General features: G+C 68.8%; 18 protein-coding genes. 13 read left to right on the top strand and 5 right to left on the bottom strand.

What is annotated here, in order from left to right:
* Positions 1-649: 649 nt before the first annotated feature.
* The 5 genes from NQU55_RS28035 (at position 650) to NQU55_RS28015 (ending at position 5206) form a co-directional block, all read left to right on the top strand.
* Positions 650-913 carry a hypothetical protein gene (locus NQU55_RS28035; protein WP_168096139.1) on the top strand — a complete coding sequence of 88 codons (264 nt, stop codon included), beginning with the start codon at positions 650-652 and terminating at the stop codon, positions 911-913.
* An 80-nt stretch (positions 914-993) separates the two neighbouring features.
* Positions 994-1746: a helix-turn-helix transcriptional regulator gene (locus NQU55_RS28030; RefSeq protein ID WP_168096142.1), complete on the top strand. Its 753-nt coding sequence runs from the start codon at positions 994-996 to the stop codon at positions 1744-1746.
* 478 nt (positions 1747-2224) lie between these two features.
* Entirely contained in the window at positions 2225-2422 is a 198-nt protein-coding gene (locus NQU55_RS28025; RefSeq protein ID WP_168096140.1) for a DUF8189 domain-containing protein, read from the top strand.
* Between the two features lie 1180 nt (positions 2423-3602).
* Positions 3603-4586 carry a Ppx/GppA phosphatase family protein gene (locus tag NQU55_RS28020; protein WP_256791395.1) on the top strand — a complete coding sequence of 328 codons (984 nt, stop codon included), beginning with the start codon at positions 3603-3605 and terminating at the stop codon, positions 4584-4586.
* Positions 4583-5206, top strand: coding sequence for a UbiX family flavin prenyltransferase (locus NQU55_RS28015; protein WP_256791394.1), 624 nt, complete (start codon positions 4583-4585; stop codon positions 5204-5206). The genes NQU55_RS28020 and NQU55_RS28015 overlap by 4 nt, the downstream gene beginning before the upstream one ends.
* 276 nt (positions 5207-5482) lie before the next feature.
* On the opposite strand, the gene NQU55_RS28010 is transcribed toward NQU55_RS28015, so the two are convergent.
* Together NQU55_RS28010 and NQU55_RS28005 are read right to left on the bottom strand one after the other, a co-directional pair.
* Positions 5483-7051 carry a sensor histidine kinase gene (locus NQU55_RS28010; protein ID WP_168095568.1) on the bottom strand — a complete coding sequence of 523 codons (1569 nt, stop codon included), beginning with the start codon at positions 7049-7051 and terminating at the stop codon, positions 5483-5485.
* The gene (locus NQU55_RS28005; RefSeq protein ID WP_168095569.1) at positions 7051-7740 is read right to left on the bottom strand and encodes a response regulator transcription factor; all 690 of its coding nucleotides are present in this window, start codon (positions 7738-7740) and stop codon (positions 7051-7053) included. Before NQU55_RS28005 ends, NQU55_RS28010 begins: the two co-directional genes overlap by 1 nt.
* Positions 7741-7942: 202 nt before the next feature.
* On the opposite strand from NQU55_RS28005, the gene NQU55_RS28000 reads away from it, so the two are divergent.
* Positions 7943-8776, top strand: coding sequence for a polysaccharide deacetylase family protein (locus NQU55_RS28000; RefSeq protein ID WP_168095570.1), 834 nt, complete (start codon positions 7943-7945; stop codon positions 8774-8776).
* A gap of 33 nt (positions 8777-8809) precedes the next feature.
* Entirely contained in the window at positions 8810-10078 is a 1269-nt protein-coding gene (locus NQU55_RS27995; protein ID WP_168095571.1) for a glycosyltransferase family 4 protein, read from the top strand.
* A 132-nt stretch (positions 10079-10210) separates the two neighbouring features.
* Here the strand turns inward: NQU55_RS27995 and NQU55_RS27990 are convergent, their stop codons facing one another.
* Positions 10211-10456 carry a hypothetical protein gene (locus NQU55_RS27990; protein WP_168095572.1) on the bottom strand — a complete coding sequence of 82 codons (246 nt, stop codon included), beginning with the start codon at positions 10454-10456 and terminating at the stop codon, positions 10211-10213.
* A gap of 126 nt (positions 10457-10582) precedes the next feature.
* Here NQU55_RS27990 and NQU55_RS27985 point away from each other — a divergent pair, with 126 nt between their 5' ends.
* A complete protein-coding gene (locus tag NQU55_RS27985) occupies positions 10583-11143 on the top strand; it encodes an exonuclease/endonuclease/phosphatase family protein (protein ID WP_168095573.1) in 561 nt (186 codons plus the stop codon).
* Positions 11144-11967: 824 nt separating this feature from the next.
* On the opposite strand, the gene NQU55_RS27980 is transcribed toward NQU55_RS27985, so the two are convergent.
* Positions 11968-12291, bottom strand: coding sequence for a TfoX/Sxy family protein (locus NQU55_RS27980; RefSeq protein WP_168095863.1), 324 nt, complete (start codon positions 12289-12291; stop codon positions 11968-11970).
* Between the two features lie 188 nt (positions 12292-12479).
* Positions 12480-12887, bottom strand: coding sequence for a VOC family protein (locus tag NQU55_RS27975; protein ID WP_256791392.1), 408 nt, complete (start codon positions 12885-12887; stop codon positions 12480-12482).
* Positions 12888-13192: 305 nt separating this feature from the next.
* On the opposite strand from NQU55_RS27975, the gene NQU55_RS27970 reads away from it, so the two are divergent.
* The 5 genes from NQU55_RS27970 (at position 13193) to NQU55_RS27950 (ending at position 17913) form a co-directional block, all read left to right on the top strand.
* Positions 13193-14224 carry a helix-turn-helix transcriptional regulator gene (locus NQU55_RS27970; protein ID WP_168095861.1) on the top strand — a complete coding sequence of 344 codons (1032 nt, stop codon included), beginning with the start codon at positions 13193-13195 and terminating at the stop codon, positions 14222-14224.
* 140 nt (positions 14225-14364) lie between these two features.
* Positions 14365-14610, top strand: a complete 246-nt coding sequence (locus NQU55_RS27965) for a hypothetical protein (protein ID WP_240976908.1) — start codon at positions 14365-14367, stop codon at positions 14608-14610.
* A gap of 551 nt (positions 14611-15161) precedes the next feature.
* On the top strand, positions 15162-16043 hold the full coding sequence (locus NQU55_RS27960) for an HpcH/HpaI aldolase/citrate lyase family protein (RefSeq protein ID WP_168095860.1): 882 nt from the start codon (positions 15162-15164) through the stop codon (positions 16041-16043).
* Positions 16040-17281 (top strand): 8-amino-7-oxononanoate synthase family protein, encoded by a 1242-nt coding sequence (locus tag NQU55_RS27955; protein ID WP_256791390.1) that lies wholly within the window; start codon positions 16040-16042, stop codon positions 17279-17281. Before NQU55_RS27960 ends, NQU55_RS27955 begins: the two co-directional genes overlap by 4 nt.
* 101 nt (positions 17282-17382) lie before the next feature.
* Positions 17383-17913 carry a MaoC family dehydratase gene (locus tag NQU55_RS27950; RefSeq protein ID WP_168096525.1) on the top strand — a complete coding sequence of 177 codons (531 nt, stop codon included), beginning with the start codon at positions 17383-17385 and terminating at the stop codon, positions 17911-17913.
* Positions 17914-17955: the final 42 nt, after the last annotated feature.

Here is a 17955-nt window from a genome sequence, read left to right as displayed (position 1 = left end):
GTACCTGGCCGCTCTGGCCTCCGGCGAACACAGCGAACACACACGCGAGCCGGAGCTGACCACCGCCAAGGCATGAGGCGGGCGGCCAAGGGGGGCTGTGCGCACGAGAGGCGTCGGAGACCGTGCCGATGGCTTGAGCCGGGGAGACGGATTCCGGTACGGGTTCCGTCTCCCCGGTGGGGTGCCCGTGAGCCAACACGGGCACGCCTGGGGTCCCTGGTTGCTGTGGTTGGAGCCAGTGGCAGTCAGGGGTGTGCCCTGGGGCGTCAGCCGGATCGTTGCAGCAGGTGTCGGCGGCAGGCAAGTGAAGTGGGACAAAAGTGAGTGAAGGTGCGGCCGGCCTACGGCCAGGTCAGGGCCGGTTGACAATGTCGGGTTATTGGTCCGTGGCCGGCTCCAGGTGAGGTGGCTGTCCGAGGCGATCATTGGCCAACGTTCATGCGCTTCATGCCGATTCGGTACGTCGCGGCGGCGTGGGACAGTCATGAGCATTCGGCGGCGATCCCGCATGCGGCGGCGGCGATCACTGGCACGATGTGCTGCACCGCGACGAGGCGGAGCCAACCGCCCGCGGTCTTCCGGTTGGAGCCAGTTCCGCATGCGTCCGGCAGCCCTGCGCGCCGGGCCGAAGTGATCAGGGAGTTCCTTCGTGTCGTCCAACGCCTCCCCCGCCGAGTGTGCCGCGGCTCTCGAGCCGCGCCTCGGCACCGCAGAAGCCGCCGTCGTCATCGTCATCGTGGTCACCGTGGCGTTACTGAACGCTCATGGCGCCTCTCCCGCCCGCTCGCTGGTACTCGTCGGAGGCGCCGGGCTGCTGGCTCTGGGCCTGGTGCGTCTGCGGGCGATGCGGTGGCGCACGGGCGCGCTGCGGCGTGCCGGTGAGGCCCTCCTGCTCCCTGTGCCGACGGCGTGAACAGGGAGGTGACGCAGCGGCCAGGACGTCCCCTCAAACACGTACCGGATCCGGATCACGGCGTCGGCCGGCTGGCGGAGATGCTGCGCCGGGCGCGCGCCCGCAGTGGCTTGACCCGGGCGCAGGTGGCGTTCCGTATCCACCGCTCGACCGCGACGGTGCAGCGGGCCGAGGCCGGCCGGACCTGCCCGACCTGGCCCGTGACCCGGGAGTACGCCGTCGTATGCGACGTCGACGTCGAGGAGGCGGAGTTGCTGTGGAAGGCTGCCCGTCGGCCTCCGGGCAGCGGGAGGCTGACGCCCGCGCCCCGGCTGGCGCTGGTGCGCAGCGCAGCCGACCTGGCAGCCGCGCTGGTCCGTGTGCACGAGGAGAACAGCAGGCCCTCGCTGCGCAGGATGGAGGAGCGGGCCGAGGCACGGGCGAAGGAGTTCACGCCCTTGTCGCGCATGTCGGCGTGGCGCATCGTCAACCGGCAGTTGCTGCCCAGCTCGGTCCGGCAGTTGTGCGCCTACTTGGCCGCCTGCCAGGTGCCGGAGGAGAGCTTCCCCGCGTGGATCCGGGCCTGGCACGGCGTGCGAGCCCACGAGAAGTCGCTGGCACCGGCTCGTCCGGCGGGCGGAGCACGGGAGCACCGGTGGATCGCCATGGCGAAGGCCAGGGAGACCATGCAGGAGCGCGGCCTCAGGCCGCTCGACAGCTACCCGGGAGAGCACACGCCTTGGGCCGCGCGGTGCCTCGGGTGCGGGCAGCTCAGCCGCTTCCGGCTGGCATCGGTCCGGGAGGGCGCAGGCTGCCCGGTCTGCGAAGCTCACTCGAAACACAGCGCGGCCTGAACGCACTCGCCTCGCCCGCACGACAGTTTGGGAAACGTCACTCGTGGCAAACCGTGACGAACCTGCCATTGGCACTGGGCGAGGCCGATGTGCAGAACCCTCGTCGAGGCGGGCCGCACGTCTCTCCGCGACCGGATACCAGAGCGTCCACGAGATGCGGGAGGTCGTGAACGCGATCCGGTGCCAGAACCGCACCGGCTGCCAGCGGGGCTTCCTGTCGCATGAGTTCACACGGGCCGCCGTATGGCTGGGAAAGGCCGTCAGGGAGTCGCCATCTTCCATTGAGTGGGCCAGCTGCTGGACGGTTGGCACCGGCCTGAGGCACTGTCATGCCTGCATCGTTCGCGCTCGCCTTATGTGAAAGGGCAGTCGCATGCGAAAGAGATCAGGCAAAGGGTACAGACGCATCGGTCGGCTGGTCAGGACTCTCCGGGCGAGTCTGCTTGCCTCTGCGGCGGTCGCGGCACTACTGGTCGCGATGCCCGGCACCCTCGCGGCCGCGCCCCAGCAAGGTGTCGGCCACTTCGGCTCCTCGATTGCTGCGGCGCGCAACGCGGACGGCCGGCTGGAGCTGTTCGGCGCCGATCGCACCCAGGGCGTGTGGCACCGATGGCAGAGGCGCCCCGGTGGCGACTGGTCCGGCTGGGAGAAGTTCGACGGTGTGTTGAGGCCCTAACCCCGCTGTTTCAGTTGAGGCTGGTCCGGCTGCAGGCCGGAAACCCGAAAGTACCTTCTGAACAGGGACGGTGTGGCCTTCGACTGTCTCTGTCGGTCTCATCGGAAGGCACTCTCTGTGCGAGAGGGCGTATGAGGCCCGATTTCCGTTATGGGATTGGCGTTGAGCGAGGCCTCCTGCGAAGGGCCGGATGCCACCCCGCGAAGGGTTCCACGTCGCTTTGCATCCGGGCCCCGAACAAGTAGCCGTCCATCTGCGCCTAGATGTCGTCACAGCTATAGCCCTGGACGGCCCGGCCGCTTGGCACGTACGGATTCTCGTCGACGAGCTTGCAGGACGCCCAGACGCTCGGCCGGGATCTCCTGGTGCGACATGGGCAGACCACCACCCTTGCTGAGCGGGCCTGCATAGCTCTCCGCAGTCCGCCAGAGGTCAACAGCGGCCCCGTAGGAGTCGATCACAGCCTCACCGCCCGACTGAGAAACCGTCTTCGGTGCCCGACGAAGGGCTGGGCCTGTCCGATCGGCTGTCCGTACGTCACCTGAAGGTGGAGGCGTTCTCCGCGGTTCGCATGTCTCGCGAGGTGTGGGCCCCTGTTCCCGGTGGGGGCACCTTCATGGAATGCGTCGGGCGGCCGCCGGGCGGGAGGCGGAGTCCATCACCTGGGACACCGCTGTAGAAACGCTGTCGCTTGCACCCTGACTGGAGGAGCGATTCGTATGCCGCATGCCTACTACTGTGCCAAATGCAAGAACGAGCAGACCGACCCCAGCGACGCCGAACACCTCGCCGGTCTCCTTGGCTTATCCCTGTGGTTACCCAACGACAAGGCCGGTTCGTTCGGATTTCCCGACGGTGCCCTGGCGTGCCGACAGGCCATTGACGAAGCTGATTGCGTGATTTGCCAGCCGCCGATCGGCCGTGACTGCGCCTGGGAACTCGGCTACGCCGCGGGCACCGGGAAGAAGATCTATGTCATCGGGTCTCTGCCGGAGGACGACTGGATGACCAAGATCGACATCCAGTCCATCGACCCAGCCGCCCTGGCCCCCGGTTCTGCCGGCCTCGTGCCAACAGCGGGCCGGCCAGTGTTCCGGCCCTTGTGGCACAGGACGGAGGAGACGCCGGCGGCGGCGCAACGCGCCGGCAATCCGAGCTGCCCGGCCACGCATACACCAGGGTGGCGGCAATCGACTGCGGTACCAACTCGATCCGGCTCCTCGTGGCTGATCTGCCCTCGGCAGGCCACGGCCCGGCCGCGCGAATGGTCGAGGTGGTGGAACGATTCGACATCATCCGCCTGGGGCAGGACGTCGGGCACACCGGGAGACTGGCGCGAGAGGCCGTCGACCGGGCGCGGGCGGTGCTGGCCGACTACGCGGCGCTGATCGTCGCGTTCGATGTCGAGCGTGTGCGGATGTGCGCCACCTGGGTCTCGCGCGGCGCTGCCGATGGTGAGGAGTTTCTGGCCCTGGTGAGCGACACGCTCGGTCTGACGAGCGAGGCGCTGTCCGGCAGGCAGGAGGCTCACCTGGCCTTCGCGGGAGTCACTCGCGCCCTGACCGGTGAGGTCAACGCCCCTTACCTGATGGCCGACATCGGCGGCGGATCGACCCAGTTCGCCCTCGGATCCTCGGACGCCGAGCATGCCGTCTCCGCCGACCTTGGATGCGTGCGGATCGCGGAACGGCATCTGCGCACCGACCCGCCGACACCACAGGAGATCGCCGCGGCCGAGCGGGCCATCGAGACCAAGCTCGACGAGGCGCTGGCGGCGTTGCCGGGATGGCAGGACGCCGCTCTGATCGGGGCCTCCGAAGCGGTCACCACAGTGGCAGCGATCGCCTGGGCACGGCAATCCTCCTCGTCCGGACCCTGCCCCGGATATCTGACCTATCTCGACGTGGACCGAGTAGTGAACGATCTGCTGGGGACCACAGCGGCGCAGCGGTCCCGGATACCCGGCATGCACCCGGGCATGGTGGACGTGATCGTCGCGAGCGCGCTGGTGGTGCGCGCCACGATGAAGCACACCGGCAAGGAGACGATGGTCGTCAGCCGGCACGGACTTCTGCACGGAATCGCCTGGTCGCTCGGTGAACGGCCGCTGCACACCGCTTCTCCCGCCACTGACGTAGTCGACAACGGAAAGGTACGGTCGTGAACCTCATCGTCGGCATGACCGGCGCATCGGGTGCCATCATCGGCGTGCGCACCCTGCAGGCATTGCAGGCCCTGGAGGTGGAGACCCACCTCGTGCTCACCCCGTGGGGGCGTGCGCTGGTGGAATACGAGACCAGTTACACCGTGCAGGATCTGCGGGAGATGGCCGACCACGTCCACGGGCCCGCTGACCAGGCAGCCGCGATATCCAGCGGGTCCTACCCGACCGACGGGATGATCATCGCCCCGTGCAGCATGAAGACGCTGGCCGCGATCCGGGCGGGGTATGCGGAAGACCTCGTCGTACGAGCGGCCGACGTCACGCTCAAGGAGCGGAGGAAACTCGTCCTCGTTCCCTGTGAAGCACCACTGAACGAGATCCACCTGGAGAACATGCTGGCCCTGGCCCGCATGGGCGCCCTGATCCTTCCGCCGATGCCGGCCTTCTACAACCACCCCGAGACCATCGACGACATCGTGATGCACCTCGTGGCCCGCATCTTCGACCACTTCGGTCTCGAACTCCCCTCCGCCTTCCGTTGGAAGGGCGGGCTCAGCAGACCTCGGGTCGAGCCCGCGACGGACCCGATCACGGAGGGACACTCGGATGCGCCCGCGTAGCAGGACGCCCATGCCGAGGGTTCCGCCGGCACCCCTGGCAGTGGGCCCAAGGGGCATCCGGACCTCGTGTATCAGCCTGAGCGACGGCCGCCTGGGCCCCTACCGGGGAGGCAGCGGGCGCGGGTACGTCGCGCCACACTGAAGAAGGCGCTGAACCAGTTCCCACTCTTCTTCGAGGACCGGCTCGACACCACATGAAACCCGAGGGCTTACACGCTTGCACGAAGTCCCGGACAGGTCCCCTCGTTGGTCGGTCGGCTACGCCTATGAGGACGCTCATGGAATCGCATCCGGTGGGCCTGGGAGGGTCAGGGTGAAGGTGGTGCCGGGGCGGGGGTGGTCGGAGTGGGCGGTGAGGGTGCCGTGGTGGCGCTCGGCGATATCGCGGGCAATGGCGAGTCCGAGGCCGCTGCCGCCTGTGTCGCGGGCGCGGGCCTCGTCGAGACGGGTGAACCGTTCGAAGACGTGCTCGCATTCGTCCGGGGTCAGAGGTGTGCCGTCGTTGTGGACGCTGACGGTGTGTGTCTGACCGTCGGTGGTGATGTCCAGGACGACGGCGGTGTGTGCGTGCCGTACGGCGTTGTCGAGGAGGTTGCGCAGCAGCCGGTGGAGCTGCGCGCCGTCGCCGCGGACGGGAGCCTGGTCGGGACTGCTGCGCAGAGAGACAGGGTGGCCGCGGTGCCGGTACTCGTAGACGAGTTCTGCGGCGAGGCCGGCCAGGTCGATCAGGGAGTGGGCGGCAGGGTGGTCGGGGCGGGCCAGCAGGAGCAGGTCTTCGGTGAGGGTGTGGATGCGTCGCGTGGCAGTGAGGGCGTCGTGGAGTGTCTGGCGGGGGTCGATGGTGTCGGGGTGGGCGAGAGCGGTTTCGAGTTCGTAGCGCAGGGCGGCGACGGGGGAGCGCAGTTCGTGTGAGGCGTCCGCGACGAAGCGGTGTTGGCGTTCTACAGCGGTCTCCAGGCGGTCCAGGGTGGTGTTGGTGGTCTGTGCCAGGAGGCGGACGGGGTCGCGGGCGTCGGGGACGGGGACTCGGCGGTCGAGGCTGGTGTCGGTGATCTCGGCGACCTCCTGCCGGATGGCCTCGACCGGACGCAGGGAGCGGCGTGCGGCGGTCCAGGCGAGGGTGGCGACCAGCAGTGCGGCCAGGGGGACACCTGTCATGAGCGGGGTCTGCAATGAGGCGGTGGCCTGCTTGGCATCGTCGGGGGGCACGAAGACGTAGAGGGTGGAGCGGCACGAGCCGTCGGCTTCGGTAGGCAGGCCGCATGCGTTTGCGGGGGTGTGCACGGCGGTGGCGAAGACGGTCATGGTGCGGTGGGCGAGAGTGTGAGCCTGCCGGTGGGCGAGCAGAGCCTTCTGCTGGGCAGAGGTGTTACTGCTGGGGGGCGGCTTGAGCATCCCGTCGGAACGGTGGAAGCGGTCGCGCTCGCGTTCGTCGACCGCGCCGACGTGGACCGTGCCCCGCTGCGGACTGCCGGTTGTCCGGCGGGGTGGCTGGGCGGGGGGCGCGGGGAGCAGCGCCGTCAGATCGGCAAGGTATTGGGTGCCGCCGGCTGCGGCAGTGGTGCGGCCTGCTCGGTCGACCTCGATGAGGGGCCAGCCGCGCAGGGGGTCGCTGAGGATTTCTTTGCCGGCGGCCGCCTGGGCGGCGAGTTGAACAGACAGCTCGAATGCCCGGTTCTCTGTCGTCCGGTAGGCGTCCGCGCGAACGTGCTGGAACAGCCACCACGCCCCGCTGCCGAACAGCACGAGGGCGGCGACGCCTGCCACGAGTGCGATGCGCACCTGGCCGGGCAGGCCACGGAGCAGGGCTGGTGTGCGGCGCGAGGGATGCTGCCGGGCGGTCATTACGGCTGTTCGCGGGGCGTGAGGCGGTATCCGTATCCGCGGACGGTTTCGATGCTGCGGACGGCGAAGGGGGCGTCGACCTTCTTGCGCAGTGCGGAAATATAGACCTCCACGATGGCGGTGCCCCCGGTGTAGGCCGGGTCCCAGACTTCGTCGAGGATCGCCTCCTTCGACACCGGGTGATCCGGTGTGTGGAGCAGGCAGGTGAGGATCGCGAACTCTTTCGGCGTCAGGGCGAACTCGACGGCACCTCGGCCCGCGCGGCGGGAGGCCAGGTCGGCCCACAGGTCGCCGACGCGCAGCACGGACTGACCGGTCGTGGCGGCGGTGCCCCGGCGCAGCAAGGCCCGCAGCCGCGCGAGCAGGACCACTGAGGAGAACGGCTTGACCAGATAGTCATCGGCACCGGTGTCCAGGCCCTCCGCCTCGTCGTACTCGCCGTCCTTCGCGGTCAGCATCAGCACGGGCGTAGTGAGGCCCGCGGCGCGTAGAGCGGAACAGATTCTGTAGCCGTTCAGGCCGGGGAGCATGATGTCCAGCACGATGACCGCATGGTCACCGGTCAGTGCTCGTTCCAGTCCGGTGGTGCCGTCACGGACGAGTTCGACGCGGTAGCCCTCCGCTGTCAATCCGCGCTGCAGGGCGGGCCCGAGCTGCGGATCGTCCTCGACGACCAGGATGCCTTTCACGCAGTTGAGCCTTTCATACCGCACGCTCTTTTTCCTGAAGGTGATCTTTAGGTTCTTTAGATCATCTTTGGGCTGGTTCCTGCATGGTGTGTCTCCGCCACACCGGACAGAGGTGCCCACCTGCTCACAGCCGACCAGGGCTCTACGGGACCGTTCCGAGCCGGCACTCCTCCGCACCCTGATCGCTCCGAAAGCCGCCGTCATGCCGAGCCTTGCCGTCCGCCCCGTCCGCCCCGTCCGCTCCATTCGCTCCTGCCGCCGCGGCCTTGCCCGGCGGCATCCAGCAGTGACCGCGGCACTCTGCCTCATCACCGGGACAGCCCTTCTGACCGGATGCGGGGTGCAGCGCCTCACGCCGGCCCAGGCGCGCACACAAGCGGACAGAAGTGCACTCGTCACACAGAGTGACACAGGTGAGGCGCCGGTGGACTGCCGGAAGGCGAAGTGCATCGCGCTGACTTTCGACGCCGGCCCCGGGCCCCGCACCGCCGAGCTCCTGGACATCCTCAAAGCGAAGAAAGTGCACGCCACCTTCTTCCTCCTGGGCAAAAATCACGTCCTCGCCCACCCTGACCTGGTGCGCCGGGAAGCAGCCGAAGGGCACGAGATCGGCAACCACACCTGGACCCACCAGCGCCTCGACCACCTCACCCCCGACCGGATACGCGACGAGCTCGACTACACCCAGGACGCGATCAAAAAGATCACCGGCAAGGCCCCCACCCTGATGCGACCGCCGCAGGGCGGCACGAACAAGACGGTGGGGTCGGTCGCCCGCTCACGGGGCCTGTCCGAAGTCCTGTGGAGTGCCACCGCGAGCGACTACGCCACCACCGACACCCGCCTGATCGGCGACCGCATCCTCAATCAGGCATCCCGCGACGGCATCATCCTGCTCCACGACATCTACGACGGCACCGTTCCCGCCGTCCCCAGGATCGTCGACGAGCTACGCGCCCGGGGGTACACCTTCGTCACCGTCCCCCAGCTCCTGGCTCCAGCCAGTCCGCAGCCCGGCACCGTCTACCACCCGTGACCCGTCCCACCAGCCAGCCGGAGATGCAGACACATGCGTATTTCCTTCCTGCTCCACAACGCCTACACCTTTGGCGGCACGATCAGATCGACGTTCAACCTCGCCGCTGCACTGGCCGCCCACCATGAGGTGGAGATCATCTCGGTCTTCCGCTACCGCCGGACGCCGGCCATGGGCGCACCACCACATGTGCAGTTGACGCCTTTGGTGGATATGCGCCGCAATTCGGCGCACTACGACGGCGACGATCCCCGCCACGCACAGCCCGCCCGTGTCTTTCCCCGCGCGGACGGCCGCCACAGGCAGTACAGCCGCCTTACGGATGAACGCATCGGCCGCTATCTCTCCCGCCTGGAGGCAGACGTGATCGTCGGCACCAGACCGGGCCTGAACGTGCATATCGCCCGGCAGGCTCATCCCGCCGCCATCAGAGTGGGTCAGGAACACCTCACCCTCTCCGGCCACGGATTGCGCATGCGCCATGAGATACGCCACCGCTACCCCTTGCTGGACGCGCTCACCACCGTGACCGAAGCCGACGCGCGTGCCTACCGGCAACTCGGCCTGCCTGACGTGCAGGTGCGGGCGATTGCGAACAGCGTCCCTGCCATGACCCCACGGCCGGCTGAGCACACCGGCAAAGTCGTCGTAGCCGCAGGGCGGCTCATCCCGGTGAAACGCTACGACCTCCTCATCAAGGCCTTCGCCGAGGTCGTCGCCTCCCACCCGGACTGGCAACTACGAATCTTCGGCAAAGGCGACACCACCGGCAACGAGAAGAGCACTCTGACCGCCCTCATCGACAGCCTGGGGCTGAACGGCCACGTCTTCCTCAACGACCATGTCGGCGCCCTGGAGGACGAGCTGGCGAAGGCGTCCATCGCCGTCTCCGCCTCCGACCGGGAGTCTTTCGGCATGACCATCGTCGAGGCCATGCGCTGCGGTCTTCCCGTCGTCGCAACCGACTGCCCCAACGGGCCGCGCGAGATCATCACCCACGGAGTCGACGGACTCCTGGTCCGCCCCGGCGATACGCAAGGCCTCGCCGCCGCGCTGTGCGACCTCATCCGCGACGACACCCTGCGCCGGCGCATGGGAGAAACAGCTCGGCACAACTCGGCCCGCTACGCCCCGGACCACATCGCCGAGCAACACCTCGACCTCTACCGGGACCTGCTCGGGCGCGGCCCCGGCCGGCGCTCGCTCGGTCCGCTGCAGGAAGCCGCCCACCGGACGCGTACCGCCGCCATCGACACCGCGCACAGCCTGCGATCCACTGCGCGCCGCGCGACGAAGAGGTAATGCTGTGGTGGTAACGGTTTGGTGGTAACGGTTTGGTGGCAACGCTTTGGCTGACCCGCATGCATCCGGTCGCGTTCCAGCGGCGAGCGCGGCAGAAGGCCGCCGCGACCTCGCAGGCCCTGGCTCCCCCTTTCACGGCACGACAACTACGCCGCCGAATTTCTCGACCGGGCCGTCGGATACGTCGAATACGTCGAGTACCTCCGCCGCGTTTCGCAGGGCGTTGCCCGTGCTGAAGGCGTGCCTGACGTCGTGGCAGGGGGCGCGCACTCGCCGGTCCGCGGCGGTCGCGCGGGCGAAGGCCGCCGGGCTTCGGTTGCCCTTCCTGGCGTGGGCGGCGCGGCCGGCTGCTGAGGGTACGACGGTTCGGTGCGCCACGCGGAGTCCGTGGCGTTGACAGTCCCCCTGGGCCGCTGGGCGCGGGGGTCGATCTGAGAAGCCGGATCATTGACGAGACACAACCATCTGACGAAGCGGGACCGTAGTCGGCGACGGAGGGCTGCCGTGACCGCCGTCCTGACAGTGCTGGCGGCACTGGTCACGAACGTGAGGCTGACCGGCACGGCGGCGCACGCCGTGAACAAAATCGGCAGTTCGCCCTTCGCTACGTACAACATGCACGGATCCGGCAACGGCATGAACTGGCGGGCGGAGATCGAGAGGCTGACCGCGCACAACGTAGTGGTGGCCCTGCAGGGGGTCGGCAGCGATCGCTACGTGTGCTTTCTGCAGACCGACCCTCGCAGGACGGGGGCCGCAGGCCAGGACACGTGGGACTGCGGGCAGATGAATCTGGCGGCCGTCACTGATTCCCGGGCCGATGAGGTCCGCGTGCTCGAGAACCCGAGATGCGACCCCGACCCGAACGCCCCGAACAGCCGCTACCGGGCGCGTCCCCCGCTCGGTCTGCGGTTCGGGAACACCTGGTACTGGAACATGCACGTCAACCGCACGGCCTGCCAGGAGGGTTCACCGCGACCATTCCGAGGGGCTCCGGTCCGACCACGTGCCCGTGGACTTCGCCCGGACACCGCCGCCGGGACTGCGGCGTGCTGGACCCGCTAACCCGTGGCCCGCCTCGTTCCTGTGGCCCTCCCGGAACCGACCGTGTTGGCTTCTGGGGTGTCCTCTGGCGGGGCGCGTCGGCCCGAGGGAGCCTTCTCCGAGCTCAGAGCGTGTTGGATCTCCTGGTTCGAGGGGCGAGGGTGCCGGATACCGGTGGTCGTGGCGTCGGTTAGGACTGGGCCACGGTCCTCCCCTGCTTCGATGTGCGGCTGTGCGGCGTACGACGGGGCAGGTGTGATGGCCCAGGCGGCGGTCTCGGCCAGCGCGAGACCGCTCTGAGCGGCTAGTGCCGACCGGAGTCGAGCAGCGTGCCGTCATCTCACCGCAGCAACGCAGGCCCGGTAGAGGTGCTCAACGACGCCCTGAGTGTGTGGGGCGGTATGGGAAGCCAAGGGATCCATGGGTTCCTTGGCAGCGACGGGATGCGATCGTCTTCTAGGCGGGGGCCAGGCCGGCGTGGGGTGAGGGCGTATTCCTGGGCTGTGGCCGTGCGGTCGGCAGGCTGGTGGGCGCCGGGGGAGAGGTGGCGGCAGTCGATGTGCCGACGCGGGGCGCACGGGCCAGGTGCCGGCGCAGGTGGGCCGGGTCGGCGGGCAGGTTGTCGAGAGTGCCGCGTTCGGCGGCTGTCCGGGCTGTGCCCAGGCGGGCGGCGGCTGCGGCAAAGAGCAGTGCCAGGGCTGGAAGGCCGAGAGCGGCCTCGCTCAGACGCGTGGTGATGGGGTTGCAGTGGGCGGTAGGCGGCGGTACGCCGTCGGTGAGGCCGGGTCGGTTCAGCGGTCGTGCCGACGCGCGGTCCCTGGGACTCCGTCGGGTCGGTCCCGGGGTCACTTGGGCGGGAGCTCGGCGGTGACCTCCATGGCCCAGGTCAGCCAGTCGTCCAGGACATCGTCGTCGAGGGTTTCCTCCGCCAGCACGACCCAGCCTCTTTGTTCCTTGCCCCGGATCACCAAGGGCGCGGCGCCGGGGCGTGCAAGGGCCTCGTCGGTTCTTTCTTTGCCGACGCGGACCATGAGGCCCTCGTCGTACAGGTTGGCCAGTGCGTTTCCCTGGAGGAGGAAGGTCAGGCCGCTGAACATCTTCTTCGCGATCACCCCCTCGGGCTCCAGGCGTTCCCTCACGCGTTCTGCGAGCACTTCGTCGTAAGCCATGGCTCCACCACCCTGTTGCCGAGCGGCCCTGCAGGGCCGGCTGTGGTCATCTGTCGTCATCGTTTCTGCTGGTCGTCGATGCGGCCACCCGTAGGTCGCGCGGTGGCCGGGAGGGCGGGGATCGCCCTCCCGGCTGCCGGAGCGGTCAGCTGCCGCGCCGGCAGCGGTCAGGGGCTGTGCCCGGCTGCTCACCGGCCCTGGTGGTGCGGCTGGAGGATTTCGTGCACGGTGCCGGAGTCGTCGCGCAGGGTCGCGGAGATGCCCCACGGCCTGGGCTGCGGCTCCTGGAGGAAGGTCACGCCCCGCGCGGACAGCTCGGCGAAGGCCGCATGGCAGTCGGCGACGGTGAACGTGCAGCCGATCAGGACGCCCTTTTCGAGCAGCGAAGTGAGCTGCTGGGCGGAGGCGGGGTCCATCATCGGCGGCCCCGGGACCATCAGGGTGACCTGAACCTCGGGCTGCTCCTTGGCGCCCACGGTGACCCAGCGCATGCCCTCGCCGAACGGCACGTCCGCGCGTACCTCCAGGCCCAGCTTGTCGGTGAAGAACGCCTTGGCCGCATCCTGGTCCAGCACCCAGACCGTGGCCGTGTTCACTCCAGCAATCATGATCTTTCCTATTCGTGTGCGGCACATTCTGAGCTCATGCTCGGTGGCGATGTGCCGGTGTGGTTTCGGGGGAGCGGGTCCGGGCGTGCGGATGTCCGGCTGGTCCTGAACGGACCGCTCCGCACCACGCGGCTGCGCGGAGGCAACCGGATGCCGCCCGGCCCGCATCCGCCGCTTCCCGCGGGACGGGCTCCTGCCATCTCGCCGATCAGGCTCCTCGGCGCCCGGACGTTTCCCACGGTAGAGGCCCTTTAGGACACCTCGCGTCACCAATGCCTGGCAGTCTGGAAAACATGTCCCAGGACCTGCCCGCCCGCATGCTGCGCCTGCTCTCCCTGCTCCAGACGCGCCGCACCTGGTCCGGCACCGAGCTCGCCGAACGGCTGGGCGTCACCTTGCGCACCATCCGCCGCGACATCGACCGGCTCCGCGATCTGGGCTACCCCGTCGAGGGCACCACCGGCACCGCGGGCGGCTACCGCCTGGCCGCCGGCACCGACCTGCCCCCGCTCCTGCTGGACGACGAGGAGGCCGTCGCCATCGCGGTCGCCCTGCGCACCGCTGCCGGCGGTGTCACCGGCATCGAGGAGACGGCCGTCCGCGCCCTGGCCAAACTCGAACAGGTCCTACCCCAGCGGCTGCGCCACCAGGTGACCGCGATCCAGGCCACCGCCACCCCGCTCCCCGTGCCCTGGAGCACCGGACCCGAGGCCGACCCCACCGTCCTGGCCACCCTGGCCGCGGCCTGCCGCGACCACGAGATCACCACCTTCACCTACCGGACCGGCAAAGGCGTCACGGGCCGGCGCCGGGCCGAACCGCACGCCCTGGTCGCCGCCGCACCCGTCTGGTACCTCGTCGCCTACGACACCGACCACGACGAATGGCGCCTCTTCCGCGTCGACCGCCTCACCGACCCCACCCCCACCGGCCACCGCGCCGCCCCTCGCGAACTGCCCGCCACCGACGCGGCCGCCTACGTCGCCACGCGCCTGGCCGCCGCCCCCGCCCGCTACACCTTCCATGCCACCGTCCCCGCAGACGCCGCCACCGTCCGCGCCCGCACCTACGCCCTCCCCGACCGCGTACACCCCCTCGACGAGACCACCAGCACCCTCGACCTCGCCGCCGACAACCCCCACCACATCGCCGAACAACTCCTCGGCATCGACCTCGGCCCCACCCGCACCATCCACGGCACCCCCGAACTCGCCCCCCACCTCGAGCAACTGGGCCGGCGCCTGTTCCGCGCCGCACGCGCCCTCGCCCAACAGGACGAGAAGAGCGAAGAGCAGGCGGAGTTGGACGCCCGACACGAGCAGTAGACGGCGGGAGTGTCAATTCAACGGCTGGACTTGGTTGTTGACTGGTCAGTTGTCGGCGGGGGCCAGTCGGCCTTCGAAGGCGATCTGCAAGGCGTTGAGCGGCGCCTCCAGCGCTGGGTCCACCTCTTGCGACCCTCCCTGTGGCCGAGATCATCACCGAGACCCTGGGGCGCGCGGTGCGCTACCAGCAGGTACCGTTCGCGGACTTCCGGGCGCGGATGGTGCAGCGCGGCGCGAGCCCGGCGCTGGCGCAGGACATGGCGGACATGGTCGACGCACGGAACAACGGGATCTACGAGGCGGAACCCCGTGACCCGGCCTCTGTCACTGCCACCGGCTTCCGCCAGTGGTGCCAGGACGTCCTGAAGCCGGCCGTCCAGTCCTGAACGTGCCCCGTCGAAGTCCTTCAGCCTTCAGTCACGTCTGCCGGCGTAGTGACCGCTGACGGAACGCAGTACCTCACTCGGGAAGCGGGAAGCGGGAAGCGGGAAGCGGGAAGCGGGAGTCGGAAGTGGTGCTGTCCGTCGGAAGCTACGCCGGACGGCCGCCTGTTCGGACCGGTCGGCGCCCCGCTCCAGCGCCGGACCCGAGTCGCATTCCCGTTCCTTGCAGAGACATCCGTGTCCACACTCGCGCTCAACTCCGCGCCACGGCGCTGTTTTACGCGCTGCTCCGGGTGTGTGCGGGACGCCTGATATTGGGGAACTCCTTTTGAGGCAGGAGATATCCGTTGTGTCGGAATAAGACGACTTATTAAGAAATAGGGAGCGACAAATCATCCCCGCGGAGGCTACTGTCGGTTCCGGCACCACCGTCGATTGCCGCCCACCGCAACGGCTCGCGCCCACAATAACCGGAGGATGAATTCCGGCCAGCCGGCACGACGCGGCAGCACCGGTGCCTTGTCAGCATCATCAGCCGGGTCGGAGACCTGCTCATGAAGTACACCCGTTATTGCCGTTCTCTGTTGTCCACGTCGGCGTCGGATGTGGACCGGTATCCGAAGAGCCACCACGCGGGCGCGGATATGTGTGTCGTAGACCTAGAAGATTCCGTTCCGCAGCGGGACAAGGAGGAGGCGCGCCGACGGGCCGAGCTGTTTTTCACCAGCCCCTCGGCCGCGGCCACCCGGTGCGGGATACGTATCAACTCCGTGATAGAGCCGGACGGGCTGCGTGACCTGCTGGCCCTGCGGCACTACGCCGTCAAGCCGGCCGTCGTCGTGATCCCCAAGGCGGAATCGGCGCGCGACGTCGAGATCGTCGAGCGCGTTCTGCACGGCTCCTGCCCCGAGACCCAGTTCTTCGCCGTGGTGGAGACGCCACGGGGGCTGGAGAACGCCGACCGGATCGCTGCCGCGTCGTCGCGGCTGCGCGCGCTGATCTTCGGCGCGGCCGATTACTCCTTTGACATAGGGGCCCGGCTCGCCTGGGACCCCCTGCTCCATGCCCGCGCCCGGCTCGTCAACAGCGCCCGTGCCGCGGGCATCGACGTGGTGGACGCCCCCTTCTTCGCGTTCGCCGATGCCGCCGGACTGAAGTACGAGGCGGCCCTCGCCCGGGATCTCGGGTTCAGCGGGAAGATCGCCGTACACCCCCGTCAAGTACCCGCCATCAACGAAGCCTTCTCGCCCGATGCCGAACTGCTGGCGAGGGCCCGCCGGGTCGTCGCGGCGGGCCGGGCGAGCGGCGACGGCATCGCCGTCGTGGACGGCGCAATGGTGGGAACCCCCTTCTTCGAAGCAGCCCGGCGGCTGGTCGAAGAATTCGGAACGACCGAACCGTCCGCCTTTCCCACGGTAAACGGGAGTCAGCAGTGAGCATCGAAACGTACGAAAACCAGAGCCGGCAAGGGCCCCGGAAGTACCGCAACAGCGAGAAACTGCTGGCCTCGTCCGACCCCTATTGGCAGGCCGCTGCGGACCACGGCCTGATCGACATCCACGTCGAAGCCGAATCGAACAACCGGCTGCTCGTCCGCGAAACCGGTCATGAATTCGTCAACATGTGCTCGTGCTCCTACCTGGGTCTGAACTACCACCCCAAGGTGGTGCAGGGAGCGATCGACGCACTGGAAGAGGCCCGCAGCCTGGGCCTCTCGCTGGCCAACACCCGAATCCGGCACGACCTGCTGTTCCGCCTGGAGGAAGAACTCGGCGAACTGTTCGGCGCGTACATCCTGCCCGGCGTCACCTGCAGCGTGCTCACCGCCGGCATCCTGCCGCTCCTGGCCTCCGGCCACCTGGCCCCGGGCGGCCCGCGGGTGATGGTCTTCGACCGGATGTGCCACTTCTCCATGGCGTACGTGAAGCCGATCTGCGCGGACGAGACGCTGGTCCTGACCAGCCCGCACAACGACCTCGACTACCTCGAGGACGTCTGCCGCAAGTATCCGAACGTCGCCTACGTCGCGGACGGCGCGTACTCCATGGGCGGCGCGGCCGCCCTGGACGGGCTGCGGGAACTCCAGGAGCGCTACGGGCTCTTCCTCTACCTGGACGACTCCCACGGGCTGTCCATCTTCGGCGAGCACGGCGAGGGCTACGTCCGCTCCCATCTCGGCGTCAATCCCCTGACCATCATCGTCGCGACCCTGAGCAAAGGCTTCGGCTGCGGCAGCGGCGCGGTGGCGATGCTGGGCGACCGGCAGGCCCAGAGCCTGCTCATGCGCCATGCGGGGCCGGTCGGCTGGTCGTCGAACATGGAGATCCCCATCGTCGGCGCGGCCCTCGCCTCCACGGCGCTGCACCGCTCTCCCGAGCTCGGCGAGCTGCAGCGCCGCCACCAGAGCAACATCGACTACTTCGACGAGCTGTTCCCCACCGCACACGCGGGCAACGGCCTGCCCGTACGCCGGATCGACGTCGGGGACGCCGACCGGGCGGTGAAGCTCTCGGCCGAACTGTACCGACGCGGCTACTACAGCTCCGCGGTGTTCTTCCCGATCGTCCCGCGCGGTGAAGCCGGCCTGCGGATCATGCTCCGGGCGGACCTCGGCCGGGACCAGATCGCCGCCTTCGTCGAGGAGGTCAAGGACGTCACCGGCGCCGACCACTGAGCCCGGGACGGGAGGAGGCCGGGGAACGGCCAGAGGAAAGCCAAGGGTAGCCAAGGGAAGCCAAAGGGAAGCCAAAGGAAAGCCAGGGAGAGAAGGAGACCATGGACGAACCGGCGATCACCGGCTACCGGCGGGTGGGCGAGCAGCGGTACCGGGAGCAGGTCGGCTTTCATTTCGAGGACCTCACCGTCGGCGACGTCTTCGAGCACCGGCCGGGCCGCACGGTCACCGAGATGGACAACGTCCTGATGAGCATGCTCAGCATGAACGCCGCGCCGCTGCACATCGACGCGGCGTACTGCGCCCGGACCCAGTGGGGCCGCCCGCTGGTCTCCAGCCTGGTGACGCTGAGCATCGTGGGCGGCATGGCGGCGCGCAGCACGAGCGGTCGGGCCATCGCGAACCTGGGGTGGGAGCACATCCGGCTGCCCGCCCCGGTGTTCGCCGGCGACACCCTCTACTCGGAGAGCGAGATCCTCGCCAAGCGCTTGTCGCGGAGCCGCCCCGGCGAGGGCATCGTGAGCTGCCGTACGACCGGGACCAAGTCGACCGGAGAGGTGGTGCTCACCTTCGAGCGGAGCTTCCTCGTGCCGACGCGTGCCGAGGACACCGGCGACCTGGCAGGCTACTGACGGGCAACTCATCGACCACGGACGGGCGACCTATCGACCCAC

This window comes from Streptomyces telluris (genome assembly GCF_024519335.1).
GTDB classification, from domain to species: domain Bacteria; phylum Actinomycetota; class Actinomycetes; order Streptomycetales; family Streptomycetaceae; genus Streptomyces; species Streptomyces telluris.
The sequence above is the reverse complement of the archived record's forward strand: the minus strand, read 5'-3'. Positions and strand labels throughout refer to the sequence as shown.